This is a genomic window from Arthrobacter sp. UYP6 (assembly GCF_040547315.1).
Taxonomy (GTDB): domain Bacteria; phylum Actinomycetota; class Actinomycetes; order Actinomycetales; family Micrococcaceae; genus Arthrobacter_B.
Window position 1 is genome coordinate 348,583 of sequence record NZ_JBEPPM010000001.1, and the last position, 14,457, is coordinate 363,039.

At 65.4% G+C, this 14,457-nt stretch carries 13 protein-coding genes; 7 read left to right on the plus strand and 6 right to left on the minus strand.

Annotation, left to right across the window (positions count from 1 at the left end; all coding sequences use genetic code 11):
- Positions 1-125 precede the first annotated feature (125 nt).
- Complete coding sequence (locus tag ABIB35_RS01725; protein WP_354178338.1) at positions 126-416, plus strand: hypothetical protein; 291 nt, start codon at positions 126-128, stop codon at positions 414-416.
- Positions 417-820: 404 nt separating this feature from the next.
- A complete protein-coding gene (locus tag ABIB35_RS01730; RefSeq protein WP_354178339.1) occupies positions 821-1,186 on the plus strand; it encodes a hypothetical protein in 366 nt (121 codons plus the stop codon).
- A 103-nt stretch (positions 1,187-1,289) separates the two neighbouring features.
- Here ABIB35_RS01730 and ABIB35_RS01735 read toward each other — a convergent pair whose 3' ends face one another.
- Genes ABIB35_RS01735 through ABIB35_RS01755 form a run of 5 tightly spaced genes read right to left on the minus strand, consistent with a single transcriptional unit; the run spans position 1,290 to position 9,552 of the window.
- Entirely contained in the window at positions 1,290-2,531 is a 1,242-nt protein-coding gene (locus ABIB35_RS01735; RefSeq protein ID WP_354178340.1) for an MFS transporter, read from the minus strand.
- Between the two features lie 37 nt (positions 2,532-2,568).
- Positions 2,569-3,378, minus strand: coding sequence for a respiratory nitrate reductase subunit gamma (gene narI / locus ABIB35_RS01740; RefSeq protein ID WP_354178342.1), 810 nt, complete (start codon positions 3,376-3,378; stop codon positions 2,569-2,571).
- On the minus strand, positions 3,375-4,073 hold the full coding sequence (gene narJ, locus ABIB35_RS01745) for a nitrate reductase molybdenum cofactor assembly chaperone (protein WP_354178344.1): 699 nt from the start codon (positions 4,071-4,073) through the stop codon (positions 3,375-3,377). Before narJ ends, narI begins: the two co-directional genes overlap by 4 nt.
- Complete coding sequence (gene narH, locus ABIB35_RS01750; RefSeq protein WP_354178345.1) at positions 4,070-5,833, minus strand: nitrate reductase subunit beta; 1,764 nt, start codon at positions 5,831-5,833, stop codon at positions 4,070-4,072. The genes narJ and narH overlap by 4 nt, the downstream gene beginning before the upstream one ends.
- Complete coding sequence (locus ABIB35_RS01755) at positions 5,833-9,552, minus strand: nitrate reductase subunit alpha (RefSeq protein ID WP_354178347.1); 3,720 nt, start codon at positions 9,550-9,552, stop codon at positions 5,833-5,835. Before ABIB35_RS01755 ends, narH begins: the two co-directional genes overlap by 1 nt.
- 157 nt (positions 9,553-9,709) lie before the next feature.
- On the opposite strand from ABIB35_RS01755, the gene ABIB35_RS01760 reads away from it, so the two are divergent.
- The 3 genes from ABIB35_RS01760 to ABIB35_RS01770 all read left to right on the plus strand — a co-directional run bounded on the left by ABIB35_RS01760 (position 9,710) and on the right by ABIB35_RS01770 (position 12,798).
- A complete protein-coding gene (locus tag ABIB35_RS01760) occupies positions 9,710-10,663 on the plus strand; it encodes a 1,4-dihydroxy-2-naphthoyl-CoA synthase (protein ID WP_354178349.1) in 954 nt (317 codons plus the stop codon).
- Positions 10,664-10,672: 9 nt separating this feature from the next.
- Positions 10,673-11,815, plus strand: coding sequence for an AMP-binding protein (locus tag ABIB35_RS01765; RefSeq protein ID WP_354178351.1), 1,143 nt, complete (start codon positions 10,673-10,675; stop codon positions 11,813-11,815).
- Between the two features lie 98 nt (positions 11,816-11,913).
- Positions 11,914-12,798, plus strand: coding sequence for a 1,4-dihydroxy-2-naphthoate polyprenyltransferase (locus ABIB35_RS01770; RefSeq protein ID WP_354178353.1), 885 nt, complete (start codon positions 11,914-11,916; stop codon positions 12,796-12,798).
- 56 nt (positions 12,799-12,854) lie between these two features.
- Here the strand turns inward: ABIB35_RS01770 and ABIB35_RS01775 are convergent, their stop codons facing one another.
- Positions 12,855-13,166 (minus strand): DUF4229 domain-containing protein, encoded by a 312-nt coding sequence (locus ABIB35_RS01775; RefSeq protein WP_354178355.1) that lies wholly within the window; start codon positions 13,164-13,166, stop codon positions 12,855-12,857.
- A 120-nt stretch (positions 13,167-13,286) separates the two neighbouring features.
- Between ABIB35_RS01775 and ABIB35_RS01780 the strand changes: the two genes are divergently transcribed.
- Both ABIB35_RS01780 and ABIB35_RS01785 read left to right on the plus strand, forming a co-directional pair.
- Positions 13,287-13,667, plus strand: coding sequence for a PLD nuclease N-terminal domain-containing protein (locus tag ABIB35_RS01780; protein ID WP_354178357.1), 381 nt, complete (start codon positions 13,287-13,289; stop codon positions 13,665-13,667).
- A gap of 356 nt (positions 13,668-14,023) precedes the next feature.
- Positions 14,024-14,457: helix-turn-helix domain-containing protein (locus ABIB35_RS01785; RefSeq protein ID WP_354178359.1), on the plus strand; the 434-nt coding region annotated here is incomplete at its 3' end.

A 14,457-nucleotide genomic window follows, 5' to 3' on the forward strand; every position in this document is an offset into this window, starting at 1 on the left:
ATTCAAAGGATTAGTTTGCGGAGGGTCCGGAACGCGCGGGCGGCGGCAATTCGTCCTGGTCTGCGGCCTTGCCGGAAGCCCTCCAAGACCCCATGGAAGGAAAACCTTTTGCCACTACTCCAGGGATGACAGTAATTTCCGAGAAAGGCACGGGGAACGGAACCTACGCAGTGGAAGGGGGGCTCGCACCCGGGCAGACGGTGTCGGTGACGGTCTCCTGCCAGCCGGGTTCCCGGGCCGCGGTCACGGCAAAAACGAGGCCGCTGGTTGATTCCAACTTCCCCTGCCGCAACAAATCCGACACCGCCTATACCAGTGCTCCCACCAAGGAGGCGCTGCCGGAATTCGCCATCACCGTGACTACCGACGAAGACGCCCCCTACTGGCTTGCGGTGAGGGTTGCCGACGCGGGGTAAACGAAATCCCACTGCCTGAGGAAAAGACAACCGATTGTCAAAAACGCTTGATTTGGGGAAAGCGGATGTGATTAGGGTGGGGAATGGAAAATATAAATTGGAATCGCGCAGCGGACATTTCCAGTGTTTCCTCAACGTCCAGAAGCGGGGACAGCCGCTCAGGAATAAGGGCGCAGTTTTTCTCGGGGGCCCGGGTCCGGCGGCCTCTTTTGCCCGTGCTGGCCTGTTCAGCGGCGGTGGCCCTGTCATCCTGCTCGGCCGGACCTGCTGAAAGCACCGATGACGGGAGTTCGGGCAGCCAGGCGTCCTCAAGTCCCTCCGCCGCTCCTCACACGGCGCCAGCCACGCAGTCGGCTCCCTCCGCCGGAACCACCACGGCCGAAAGCACACCATTATTTGAGCCGTTGTCGCCCAACAGCCAATACAGCCCCTACCCGACGGAAGAACTGGTGCTCTCCGAAAAGGGAACGGGTACCGGAAGCTACGTCGTTGAGGGTGGGTTGGAAGAGGGCCAATCTCTCACCATTGCGGTCGCCGCCGTTTGCAGCCCTGATGAAAAGGTGACCATCAGGACAAACGCCAACATCCCCGGCATCAGCAACACGTCCTGCGACAGCCTGCCCCTCGTCGCATACCACCCAGCGGCCGAGGTGGCGATTCCGGATCTGGAGGTCACGGTGGAGACTTCCGCCGGCGGATCCTACTGGGTCCAGGCGCGGGCCTTTAATGATGCAGCTGTCAGCGAAACAAGGGACAGCAGCGACCAGTAAAACGTTGAGGAGAAGCTGCTCACATGCTGCGTTGGTCCATGTTGGTCCACCGTGACCTCGGCGCCGATTCGGTGTGCCTGGGAGATCTGTCAGCGACACCTATCTATCCGGGCCCGGTGCGGGTGCGTTCATCCACTTTCCCCCCGTTGCGTACGGTAAAGGTCAGCAGGAACGCGACGGCGGAAAAAGCCGCCAGCAGCATCAGCCCCACAAAGTAGCTGCGGTTCGCGGGATCGTAGGTGGCTCCCATGACCAGCGGTGGAAAGTAGCCCCCCAGTCCCCCTGCAGCGGCAATGATCCCGCCCACCGTGCCCACGTCCTGCGCCGGCGCCGCGCGGCCCACCCAGGCGAAGACGCCGCCGGTGCCCAGGCCCAGGAACAGTGCCATCAGGATGAACGCCGTGCCGTACACCCGTTCTTCCTCAGGCCGCAGGGCAACGATGACGGCCAGCACCACGGTTCCGGCCAGCGATGTCAGGGTGACCAGTTTGGGGCCGATCCTGTCCGCGATGGTCCCGCCGATCGGACGGGCGATCACAGCGGCCACCGCGAATCCGGCGGTGCGCGTTCCGGCGGCGGTCGCATCGTAGTCATACACGTTGCCCAGATACGTGGGCAGGTAGTTGGAGAACGCCACAAAGGCGCCAAACACCACGCCGTAAAGGAAACACAGCTGCCAGGTCACGCGCAGGGTGAAGGCGTGGGTAATTTTGGGCAGCACCGGTGCGGTGGGTGCGGACCAGGCCGGGGACTCGCGCAGGGTCAGCCAGCACAGCACCGCCATAGCCGCCACCACGACGGCGATGGTGATGTGGGCGCCCATATAGCCGACGGCGGTGACCAGCCTGGGCGTGAAAAAGGCCGAGACGGCGGTCCCCACCATGCCGGCACCGAAGACGCCGGTGGCGAATCCTTTCCGGTTGCGCTCGTACCAGGCCGAGCAGAACGGGATCCCGATAGCGAAGACAGTCCCGGCAATGCCCAGGAAAAACGCGATCACCACCAGGAAGGGGAAGTTCCCCATCTGCCCCACGATTCCGGTGAGCAGCACCAGAGGCGCAGTGACGCCCAGGATGACGGTGAACATGATCCGGCCCCCGTACCGGTCGGTCAGGGCACCCACAGGGATGCGGGCCACCGAGCCCACCAGGATGGGCATGGCCACCAGGATGGATGTTTGCCCCGCCCCCAGGTCCATCTCGGTGGCGTACCTGCTGGAGAGCGGTCCGATGATGGTCCAGGCCCAGAACCCCACGGTGGAGGCCACAGTGGCGACGAGCAGATTCCTGAGCTGGCCGGATTTCAGGTTAGTAGACGAAGCCGGCGATTGCGCTGAAGCTGACATGGCGGTCTCCTCTCGGTCCGGGCTGGTGCCGGGCGCATCAGTCGCTGGACGGGCCCTTGCGGTTGCGGTCCGGGGTGCCCACCGGAGCCCAGCTGCCGCGCGGGGTGGGAGCTCCGGGAGCGGGCCGCCTGCCGCGGGAGCGGTACACAATGTAGGGGCGGAACAAGTACTGCAGCGGTGCCGTGAAGGCATGGACCAGGCGGGTGAACGGCCAGAGGGCAAACAGGGCCAGCCCCCACAGCGTGTGGATCTTGAAGGAGAGGGAGGCAGCGGTCATCGCGGTGATATCAGGTGAGAAGATGAAGATGGACCGGAACCACGGGGACACGGTGTCCCGGTAATTCACGATGCTGTCATCGAAGACCGAAAACACAGTGGTGGCCAGCCCGGCCAAGAGCGCCGCCAAGAGGAAGAGGTACATCACTTTGTCATTACGGGTGGTGGCCATGAAGACCGGCCCGGTGGTCCGCCGCCGGTAGATCAGCAGCACAATGCCAACCAGTGTGGCAACGCCGGCAATAATCCCCACGCTGAGGGCGAAGAAATGATAGGTGCCCTCCTGGATGCCGATGCTGTCCATCCAGGTCTTGGGGATCACCAGGCCCACGAAGTGGCCCACAATCACGGCCAGGATGCCAAAGTGGAAGAGCGGGGACGCGATGCGCAGGAGCCGGGATTCGTAGAGTTGGGAGGAACGGGTGGTCCAGCCGAACTGGTCGTACCGGTAACGCCAGATCGACCCTCCGATCAGCACGGCCAGCACCACGTAGGGCAGCACGCCCCAGAGCATCACATCATCCAGTCCCACCTGGACGTTAGCCGGCGGGGGTACGTCCGCAGGTCTCATGGCGCATTCCTTTCGTGCACCGGCAGCAGCCGGGAGCTGTACGGCTCCAGCCCCACCGTTTCCGTGGGCGGCCCGTAGCCGGCGGTGCGCATGACAGTCTGCCGGTCCTCGGGTGAGACGCCGGGCAGGGTGGAGCAGACCATGGCCAGAACGCCGGAGTAGGGCAGCCCGTCGTCGCGCAGCGCCAGCCGCAGCAGTTCCAGCGAGGGACGGTAGCGCTGCAGCAGTTCGTAGCCGTCGGCCGGGGACACTTTTGCGGCGAATTCCAGGACCAGCGGCAGGTAATCCGGCAGTTCGGTGCCTTCCGGCAGCGCCCCGTGCGCCCGGAACACTTCTTTGAAGGCGGCGAGCGCCTCACCGCGGCGGCGGGTGTCCCCGTCGGTCCAGTAGGTCAGGTGCAGGCTGTGCCGTTTGGATAAATCGAATTCCTGGACATACTCCGTCTGGACATCCGGCAGCGGTTCGGTTCTCAGCCAGTTAAAAAGTTCCTCCACCGGGCCGGCATCCGCGCCGGCCTCCACCAGCGCCGTCCGCATGGACGGGACCAGATCCACCAGCTCCTGGTTCGGATACTCCAGCAGCAGTCCGCAGACCTGCCGCACCACCGCGCTGCGCCCGGGGCTGGCGTCCTTATACGGTTCCGGTTCGAAGGTGCCCTTGCCAGCTTTTCCCAGCAGTTTCTCCAACAGGCTCACGGGGTACCTCCCCGGCGGTCCGGCTCGTCGCCCGCGCCGTCCCCCGCGCCATCCCCCGCGCCGTCCCCAGGCGGTGCACCATCGGTGGTCCCCGGCTCGCCGCGGTTGCTGTCCGCCGGGAACAGTCCCTGGGTTGAACCGCGTCCGTCCCAGTTGAGCAGGTTCACGCGTCCGCCCAGGTCCCTGTTGCCGGTGGGGTCATCCCCGCGCTGCCGGGCCTGCAGAGCGGCGAAGTTCTCTACCGCCACAGGCGTTGGCTTGCCCGAGGCTTCCCCGAAAACGCCGGTCTGCCCCATTCCGGGGCCGCCTTCGACATCCAGTGAGCAGCCGATCTCTTCCAGATTGTGGGCGTCCTCCAGGTGGGCGCTGGGGATGACGTAACGCTCTTCATACTTGGCGATGGCCATCAGCCGGTACATCGCCACGATCTGCTCTCCGGACATTCCGACGTCGGCTGCTATCCGTTCGTCGGGGGCGTCACCGAGGGTGATGTCCCGCATATAGGACCGCATCGCCGCGAGCTTGCGGAGCACCCCGGTGATGAGGTCGGTGTCCCCGGCCGTGAACAGTTCCGCCAGGTACTCCACGGGGATCCGCAGCGATTCGATGGCGCCGAAGAGATTGTCCGCGTTCTCGCCGTCGTGCCCCTGCTCGTTGAGCACGTCCACAATCGGTGACAGCGGCGGCACGTACCAGACCATGGGCATGGTCCGGTATTCCGGATGCAGCGGCAGCGCCACCCGGAAGACCTTCGCCATGGCGTAGACCGGCGAGCGCCGGGCCGCATCCAGCCAATCCTCCGGGATGCCCTCGGCCCGGGCCGCGGCGATCACCTCGGGGTCGTTGGGATCCATCATCAGATCCAGCTGCGCCTCGTAGAGGTCCTGCTCGTTGGGGACGGACGCGGCGGCGGTGACCCGGTCGGCGTCGTACAGGAAGATGCCAATGTAGCGCAGCCGGCCCACGCAGGTCTCAGCGCATACCGTGGGCAGGCCCACCTCGATGCGGGGATAACAGAAGGTGCACTTCTCCGCCTTGCCGGAGCGGTGATTGAAGTACATCTTTTTGTACGGGCAGCCCGTGATGCACTGGCGCCAGCCGCGGCAGCGGTCCTGATCCACCAGCACAATCCCGTCCTCCTCCCGCTTATAAATGGCGCCGGACGGGCAGGAGGCCATGCAGGAGGGATTCAGGCAGTGCTCACAGATCCGCGGCAGGTAGAACATGAAGGTGGAGTCGAACTCCAGCTTCACCTTCTCCTCCGCCTCACGGCGCATCTTCTCCAGCACCGGGTCGCTGAGTTCGGTCCGTGCCGAACCGCCCAGATCGTCATCCCAGTTGGCGGACCACTGGATTTTCATGTCCTCGCCGGTGATCAGGGACTTGGGCCGGGCCACCGGAAAGTCGTTACCGGCGGGCGCATTGATGAGGTTCTCGTAGTCATAGGTCCACGGCTCGTAGTAATCGTCCAGCTCGGGCTGGACCGGGCTGGCGAAAATCCCAAAGAGCTTGGCCAGCCTGCCCCCGGCCCTCAGCTTCAGCTTTCCGCGGCTGTTCAGCTCCCAGCCGCCCTTCCATTTCTCCTGGTCCTCGTACCGGCGTGGGTACCCCTGCCCGGGGCGGGTCTCCACGTTGTTGAACCAGACGTATTCGGTGCCCGCCCGGTTGGTCCACGCCTGTTTACAGGTCACGGAGCAGGTGTGGCAGCCAATGCACTTATCCAGTGCCATCACCATTGCTGTCTGGGCCATGATGCGCATCAGTAGACCACCTTCTGGGAACGCTTGCGGACAACGGTGACAATGTCCCGCTGGTTGCCGGTGGGGCCCAAGTAGTTGAAGGCCCAGGACAGCTGTGCGTAGCCGCCGATCATGTGGGTGGGTTTGACCAGGATGCGGGTCACCGAGTTGTGGATGCCGCCGCGGCGCCCGGTCGCCTCCGACTTAGGGGTGTCGACGATCCGTTCCTGGGCGTGGTGGACGTAGACGACGCCGGCCGGCATCCGGCTGGAGACGATGGCCCGGCCCACCAGCACCCCGTTGCTGGATACACACTCCACCCAGTCGTTGTCACTGACCTCAATCAAACCGGCGTCCTGCGGGCTCATCCACACCGCGGTCCCGCCGCGGGAGAGTGAGAGCATCAGCAGGTTGTCCTGATACTCGGAGTGGATGGACCACTTGTTGTGCGGGGTCAGGTAGCGCACCGCCACGGACAGCTCGCCGCGGGTGCCCAGCTGTGGTTCCCCGAACAAGCGGTGCATGTCCAGGGGCGGACGGTAGATCGGCAGGGCCTCGCCCATGTCCTGCATCCAGTCGTGGTCCAGGAAGAAGTGCATCCGGCCGGTCAGGGTGTGGAAGGGTTTGAGCCGCTCAATGTTGATGGTGAACGGAGCGTAGCGCCGTCCGCCGGTCTCCGAGCCGGACCATTCCGGGGAGGTGATCACAGGCGTCGGCCGATCCTGGGTGTCGCGGAAGGTGATTTTCCGTTCCTCCGACCCCTCGGCCAGGTCCGCCAGCGGCGTTCCGGTCCGTTTCTCCAGGGTCCGGAAGCCCTGTACCGCCAGTTCACCGTTGGTGGTTCCGGAGAGCAGCAGGATGGCCTCGGCCATCCGTGCGTCCGTGTCCACGGCCGGGCGTCCCGCTGCGGCACCGCTGTCAAAGACCCCGTGATTGCGGGCCAGCTCCTCCAGCGGCTTGGTCACATCAAATTTAATTGCTTTGGTGGTCAGGCCCAGCTTGTCCGCCAGCGGCCCCACCGCAGTGAACTTCTCGCCGATGGCGGTATAGTCCCGCTCCACCACGGCCAGGGAGGGCAGGTTCTTCCCCGGCACCGCGGGAATGTCCGTGCCCTTCCAATCCGGGGCGTGTCCCCCGGGCTGCGCGATCTCGCCCGGCGTGTCATGTGTCAGTGCGGTGGCCACCATGTCCTTGCGCACGCCCAGGTGGGTGGCCGCCTGCCGGGAGAACTCCTCGGAGAGCAGCCGGAAGAGGTCATAGTCGGTTTTTGCTTCCCACGGCGGGGAGATGGCCGGAGTAAAGGCGTGCACATAGGGGTGCATGTCGGTGGAGGAGAGGTCGTACTTCTCGTACCAGGTGGCCGCCGGGAACACGACGTCGGAGAGCAGGGTGGAGCTGGTCATCCGAAAGTCCGCCGAGACCAGCAGATCCAGCTTTCCCTGGGGTGCGTTCTCGTGCCAGATGACATCGGCGGGCCGGGACTCGGCGTGGTCCTTGCCCATCACGTTGTTCAGGGTGCCCAGCAGATGCTTCTGGAAATACTCCTCGCCCTTGGCCGAGGATCCCAGCAGGTTGGACCGCCACAGCACCAGGGTCCGCGGCCAGTTTTCCGGGGCGTCAACGTCCTCCACCGCAAACCGCAGCCGCCCGTCCTTGAGCCGGCGGGCCACCCAGGATGCTTCGTCCGGCGCCTCGCCGCGGGCCACACCGGCCGCCGCCTCATCGGCGACGTCCAGGGAGTTTTTCTTATCGAACTGCGGAAAGAACGGCATCCATCCCATCCGCGTGGACTTCGCAATCACGTCCGCGGTGTGCATTCCGCGCAGGTGTCCCTGCGCCAGCGGAGACTGCATGGAGTCCGAGGAGTAACCGTCGGAACGGAACTGGTCGGTGTGCATGTACCAGAAGGCAGTGCCGATCATGAAGCGCGGCGGCCGGTTCCAGTCACCGGCTGATGCCATGGCCGCCCAGCCGGTGATCGGCCGGCACTTTTCCTGGCCCACGTAATGGGCCCAGCCGCCGCCGTTGCGGCCCTCGCAGCCGGTGAGCATCAGCATGGCCAGGATGGCGCGGTAGGTCACGTCCCCGTGGTACCACTGGCAGATCCCGGCGCCGAGGATGATCATGGACCGGCCCTTGGATTTCTCGGCGTTGGCGGCGAAGTCCCGGGCGGTGCGGATCACGGCGTCGGGCTTCACATTGGTGACCTCCTGCTGCCAGGCCGGAGTGTAGGGGGTGTCGGCGTCGTCGTATCCGGCGGCCCAGTCCCCCGGCAGCCCGTCCCGGCCCACACCGTACTGGGCCAGCATCAGGTCAAATACGGTGGTCACCGTCCGGCCGGCCACGGTCATGACCGGCACGCCGCGGCGCAGCACTGAGCCAACGCCGCTGGGATCGGTGAAGGCTGGCAGGTCTACGGCGCTCACCCCGCCGTCCCACGCCGGTGCGTCCGCGATGGACAGGGCTGGGACCACGCCCTGCAGGTCCAGGTTCCATTTACCGGCGTCGGCGTCGTTGTAGCGGAAACCCACGGAGCCGTTGGGCACCACCGGGGTGCCGGCGTCGCGGTCCAGCAGCACCGTCTTGAACGCGGCGTCCGCGGCACCGGACTCCAGCGGGCCCAGGTCCGCTGCGGTGAGGAACTTGCCCGGCACCACGGTTCCGTCCGTGCGGGTGTTCACCGCCACGAGGAAGGGCAGGTCGGTGAACTGGCGGACGTAATCCTCAAAGAACGGAACCCTGCGGTCCACGAAGTTCTCCTTGAGGATGACGTGGCCCATGGCCATGGCCAGCGCACCGTCGGAACCGGCCTGCGCCGGCAGCCACTCATCGGCAAACTTGGTGTTGTCCGCGTAGTCGGGGCTGACCGAAACCACCTTGGTGCCGCGGTAACGCCCCTCCACCATCCAGTGCGCATCCGGGGTGCGGGTGACCGGAATGTTCGAGCCCCACATCATCAGGTAGGTGGCATCCCACCAATCCCCCGATTCAGGCACATCCGTCTGGTCACCGAAGACCTGCGGGCTGGCCACCGGCAGGTCCGCGTACCAGTCATAGAAGCTGTTCATCACCCCGCCGATGAGATTGATGAACCGGGCGCCGGCTGCGTGCGAGACCATGGACATGGCCGGAATGGGCGAGAACCCGGTGCAGCGGTCCGGGCCGTAGTTCTTGACGGTGGAGACGTGGGCCGCCGCGGTCATCTCCAGCGCTTCGGCCCAGCTGGAGCGGGCCAGGCCGCCCTTGCCACGGGCCTGCTGATAGGTGCGGCGGCGTTCGGGGTCATTGATGATCTGTTCCCAGGCCAGCACAGGGTCGCCGGTGTCCTTCTTCGCTGCCCGGTACATTTCCAGCAGCACGCCGCGGATGTACGGGTAGCGCACCCGGGTGGGTGAATAGGTGTACCAGGAGAACGCTGCCCCGCGCGGACAGCCCCTCGGTTCATACTCCGGACGGTCCGGGCCCACCGTGGGATAGTCGGTTTCCTGTGCTTCCCAGGTGATGATCCCGTCCTTGACGTAGACCTTCCAGGAGCAGGAGCCGGTGCAGTTCACCCCATGGGTGGAACGCACCACCTTGTCGTGGCTCCACCGGTTCCGATAGAAGGAATCGCCCTTCCGGCCGCCCTCCCGGAACACGGCCCGGCCGTCGTCGGTCTCATCCCAGCGGGTGAAGAACCTGCCAAGTTTGAGTATTGCTTCTGTTGCGGGGCCATCGATCCCCGGAGCGGAGCCAGCCATGGTGCCAACGCTAGGCCAGCACCGGTGTGCCTGACAGCCCCGGGGTCCAAAATGCGTGCTGCAGCCGGCAGACTCGGTGGTCCGGACGAAACGGCAGACAGGGCGCCTATCGGGTCCCCGCGCGGCCGGTTTGGGTTGGAGCGATAAACTCGAAACTGTGAGCACAGATCTTCCTGAACAGGTGTCCGATATTTTCGACCCGCAGCAGTGGCGTCTTGTCTCCGGGTTTGAGGACCTGCAGGACATGACCTACCACCGTCATGTGGAACGCACGGCCGACGGCGGCATCGTGCGTGACCTGCCGACCGTGCGGATCGCGTTCAACCGTCCGGAGGTCCGCAATGCGTTCCGTCCGGGAACCGTGGACGAGCTGTACCGTGCCCTAGACCATGCCCGGATGACCCCCGACGTCGCCACCGTCCTGCTTACCGGCAACGGCCCCTCCCCCAAGGACGGCGGCCATTCCTTCTGCTCCGGCGGTGACCAGCGCATCCGCGGCCGTGACGGCTACCGGTACGCAGAGGGCGAAACCCGGGAGACCATCGATCCGGCCCGGGCCGGACGCCTGCACATCCTGGAAGTCCAGCGCCTGATGCGCACCATGCCCAAGGTGGTCATCGCCGTCGTTAACGGCTGGGCAGCCGGCGGCGGGCACAGCCTGCATGTGGTCTCGGACCTCACCATCGCCTCCCGCCAGCACGGCAAATTCAAGCAGACCGACGCCACCGTGGGCAGCTTTGACGCCGGCTACGGTTCGGCGCTGCTGGCCCGGCAGATCGGCCAGAAGAAAGCACGGGAAATCTTCTTCCTGGCGCGCGAGTATTCCGCCGAAGACATGGTGGCCATGGGCGCGGTCAACGAAGCCGTGGATCACGAAAATCTGGAAAAGGTGGCGCTGGAGTACGCCGCGGACATTGCCCGACAGTCTCCGCAGGCCATCCGCATGCTCAAGTTCGCTTTCAACCTGGCCGACGACGGCCTCGCCGGGCAGCAGGTCTTCGCCGGGGAAGCCACCCGGCTGGCCTACATGACCGATGAAGCGGTGGAGGGCAAGGAAGCCTTCCTCGAGAAACGGGACCCCGATTGGTCCTCCTTCCCCTACTACTTCTAGGCCGCTGCCATGGAACTGCTGACCGTCCACACCCCTGCCGGATTCAACGCCGAGACGCTGCTGGCCCCGCTGGCCGCTGCCCTTGCCGGCGAAGGCCCGGCGGTTGCCCCGCATGCAGACCCGAGCCAGACCTTCTCCGGTGAACTGCCCAACGATGACATTGCGCTGGTGATCAGCACCTCCGGGTCCACCGGAACCCCCAAGCAAACGATGCTCAGCACCGATGCGCTCGCGGCTTCTTCCATGGCCACGGCCATGGCGCTGCACGCCGACGGCCAGTGGCTGATGGCGCTTCCCGCCCACTATATTGCCGGCGTCCAGGTCCTCATCCGGTCGCTGTACGCCGGAACCCAGCCCGTGTTCATGGACACCTCCGGGTCCTTCAGCGCGGCCCGCTTCACCCGGGCAGCCGAGGACATGACCGACCGCAACCGGTTCACGTCCCTGGTTCCCACTCAGCTGCACCGGCTGCTGACCAACCCGGAACCGGAGACGCTGCGCGTGCTGCGCCGCTTCAACGCCATCCTGCTCGGCGGGGCCCCCGCCGGGGCCGGCCTGCTGGCCGATGCCGCCGCCCTGGGTTTGAACGTTGTCACCACCTACGGCATGAGCGAAACGTGCGGCGGTTGCGTGTACGACGGCGTCCCCTTGCCCGGTGTCGACGTGGTGGAGGAATCCGGCTCGCTCTGGATCGCCGGTGACATCCTGGCCGACGGCTACATGGGCCAGCCGGAGCTGACCGCCGAGCGCTTCCGGTTCAATTCCGGAAAACGCTGGTACCGGACCGATGACACCGGCAGTGTGCGGAACGGCCGGGTTACCGTGTCCGGGCGGCTGGACGATGTCATTGTCAGCGGCGGCATCAAGATTTCCGCCGCAGCCGTGAGCGCCGCCATCGAACAGCTGCCGGAAGTGTCCGAGGCCGTGGTCCTGGGGCTGGACAGCCCGGAGTGGGGCAGCCTGGTGGGTGCCGCCGTCGTCGGCTCCGTAGACCCGGAAAAAGTAAAGGACGCCGTCCGCGGCGCACTGGGGAAGCCTGCCGTGCCCAAGGTGGTGCTCCTGCTGGAGGCCCTGCCGCTGCTGGCCAACGGCAAAACCGACCGGGTGGGGATCCGTGCCCTCCTGGCCGCCGCCGGACACACGCACACCTGAGGCTCCGGCGCTTTAAAGGGCCGTGGCTCATGCGCGCACCTGAGGCTGCGGCAGAATAGAACGTTGAGAACCATCACTAGAGCAAAAGGACGTTGATTGTGGCTACAGCCGCGCAGTGGTTAGAAGGAGCCCGCCCCCGAACCCTGCCCATGGCGGTGGCGCCGGTGATTATCGGCACGGCGGCGGCCTACGACCTGGGTTCCTTCAAACCCCTGAACGCCGTACTCGCCGCGCTGGTGGCCGTCCTGCTGCAGGTGGGCGTGAACTACGCCAATGATTATTCCGACGGCATCCGCGGAACCGATGACAACCGGGTGGGCCCGCTGCGGCTGACCGGTTCCGGGGCTGCGCGCGCCCAGCAGGTCAAGTACGCCGCGTTCGCCTGCTTTGGCGTGGCCATGGTGGCCGGCTTGGCCCTGATTGTCCTGTCCTCCACCTGGTTCCTGATCCTGGTGGGCGTGGGCTGTGTCGCTGCTGCCTGGGGCTACACCGGCGGCCGGAATCCCTATGGCTATATGGGTCTGGGCGACATCTTCGTGTTTGTGTTCTTTGGCCTGGTGGCAACCCTTGGCACCACGTACACGCAGGCCGGGCAGGTCAGCCTGCCGGCACTGATCGGCGCGGTGGGCACCGGGCTGATTGCCATGGCCCTACTCATGGCCAACAACGTGCGCGACATCCCCACCGACCGCGAGGCCGGCAAACGGACCCTAGCGGTGCGGCTGGGCGACGAGGCAGCACGCATCAGCTACGTCATGATGCTGGCCGTGGCCATCCTGCTGCCGCTGTTCCTCGCGGCCGACTATCCGTGGGTGCTGCTGGTACTGCTGCTGATTCCGGCCTGCCTGATGCCGAGCTGGCTGATGCTCAAGGGCAAGAAGCGCCGCAGCCTGATCCCGGTACTGAAGCAGACCGGGCTGATCAACCTCGGCTTCGCCCTGCTGTACAGCCTCGGGCTGGTCCTGACGCGGCTGCTGGCCTAGCGGCCCTGCTGGGCGTCGCCGACCACGTCAGGCGCCGGGTCTACGGGTCTACGGGTCTATTTTTCTTCGCGGGGCCGGCGGTCGGAGTCGATCTGCACGTCCGGGTGGGCGTCCAGCAGGCTGTCTTCGGCGCCTGCATCTTCGCGTTCAACCCGGTTGGGGGTCCGCGGGACATCACCGTGGAAGCGCTGTTGCACGGTACGCGCCGCGTTGTCCCGCATCTCGCGGAAGAACAAGTACGTCACGCACCAGGCAAGCACTGCACCAATAATCGCGGAGAGCACCAGACCCAGCCTCAGCCAGACGCATACTGCAAAAAAGACGGCCACCAAACCCAGGCGGAGAGCGGTAAATTTCCAAAAAGCCACACCCCCATTCTAGTGGCTGTTCCTCCGCTCGGCGTCTTCCGGCCAGTGCCCGAACCCCGCCGACCCGCCCGGTGCAAAACCGGCAGCCGCAGCGCAGCCGCGCTCCACTACAATTAGTTCATGCCTCGCCTCGTGCTTTTCGGTGTAATCATTGTCGCCGCCGTCATTATTTACGCCATCATCGACTGCATCATGTCCCGGTCTCAGGAGGTGCGCAGTATCTCAAAGACTGCGTGGCTCTTCACTATCGTGCTGCTGCCGGTGCTGGGCGCGCTCCTGTGGTTCCTTTTTGGCCGCCCCATGAGCGGGCCTGAACCAAAGAACCGGCAGCCCCGGCACCCCACCGCCCCCGACGATGATCCGGAGTTCCTGCGCAATTTAGCGATCCGCCGCCGGCAGCAGGAGAAGGAAGCCGAGCTCAAACGCCGGGAAGCCGAACTGCGTGAGCGCGAAAAGCAGTCGGGGAACAAAAAGAACGACGACGAGAAGCCCAGCGCCTAGCAGCCACCGCTCCTCACTCACTAAACCCGCCTTCGGAGATCCCGTGGGCGGGTTTTTTGCGCGTCACTCGACCGCCAAGCGGGTAATCCAGCTGTCGACCACCACGGCCCAGGAGCCTCCCCGCCACCGAACACCGCCAGCCGAGCACCGCCAGCCAACAGCACCGCCCACCGCGTCCCAGGAACCCGCCCACCCGAGCACCGCCCACCGCGTCCCAGGAACCCGCCCACCCGAGCACCGCCCACCGAGTGTAGAGACGACGTCGTTATCCCCCCTCGAGTGTCGGGACCATGCCGGAATCCAGCCGGCAGAGTCATATGGTCAGTGCAACGCTCTGAAACTACAGGAGCGATGCGATGCCCAGCGGCTACCCCTTTACCCAGGACTTCAAGGACCAGTATTTCGACCTGATCTGTTCCGGTGTTTCCCTGACCCGAGCATGTGCGCTTATGGGCGTGTCAGTGATGGGCGCAAGGAACTGGTGGCGTGATGCTGGGGCGATGAAACTAGTTCAAAGACCCGGTGGTGGAGGACTGGCAAGACCCGGCCCGATGGACAGGCCCGGCGGCCCGGGGCGCCGGCTGAGCCTGGACGAACGGATCGAGATCATGTGCGGACTGCGGGCTGGCAGAAGCCAAGCCGAGATCGGGCTTCTGATCGGCCGGGACAGATCCGTGGTCTGCCGGGAAATCAGACGCAACCTCAATGCCGACGGCATTTACCACGCAGGGATGGCGCACTCCCGAGCCCATATCCGTGCCGATCGGCCCAAACCGTTCAAGCTCGTGGA

Bases quoted from the DNA above. Each gene is read 5' to 3' on its own strand.
- ABIB35_RS01780 (WP_354178357.1), top strand. From the start codon at position 13,287: ATGCCTCGCCTCGTGCTTTTCGGTGTAATCATTGTCGCCGCCGTCATT.
- ABIB35_RS01725 (WP_354178338.1), top strand. From the start codon at position 126: ATGACAGTAATTTCCGAGAAAGGCACGGGGAACGGAACCTACGCAGTG.
- ABIB35_RS01755 (WP_354178347.1), bottom strand. From the start codon at position 9,552: ATGGCTGGCTCCGCTCCGGGGATCGATGGCCCCGCAACAGAAGCAATA.
- narH (WP_354178345.1), bottom strand. From the start codon at position 5,833: ATGCGCATCATGGCCCAGACAGCAATGGTGATGGCACTGGATAAGTGC.
- ABIB35_RS01765 (WP_354178351.1), top strand. From the start codon at position 10,673: ATGGAACTGCTGACCGTCCACACCCCTGCCGGATTCAACGCCGAGACG.
- narI (WP_354178342.1), bottom strand. From the start codon at position 3,378: ATGAGACCTGCGGACGTACCCCCGCCGGCTAACGTCCAGGTGGGACTG.
- ABIB35_RS01735 (WP_354178340.1), bottom strand. From the start codon at position 2,531: ATGTCAGCTTCAGCGCAATCGCCGGCTTCGTCTACTAACCTGAAATCC.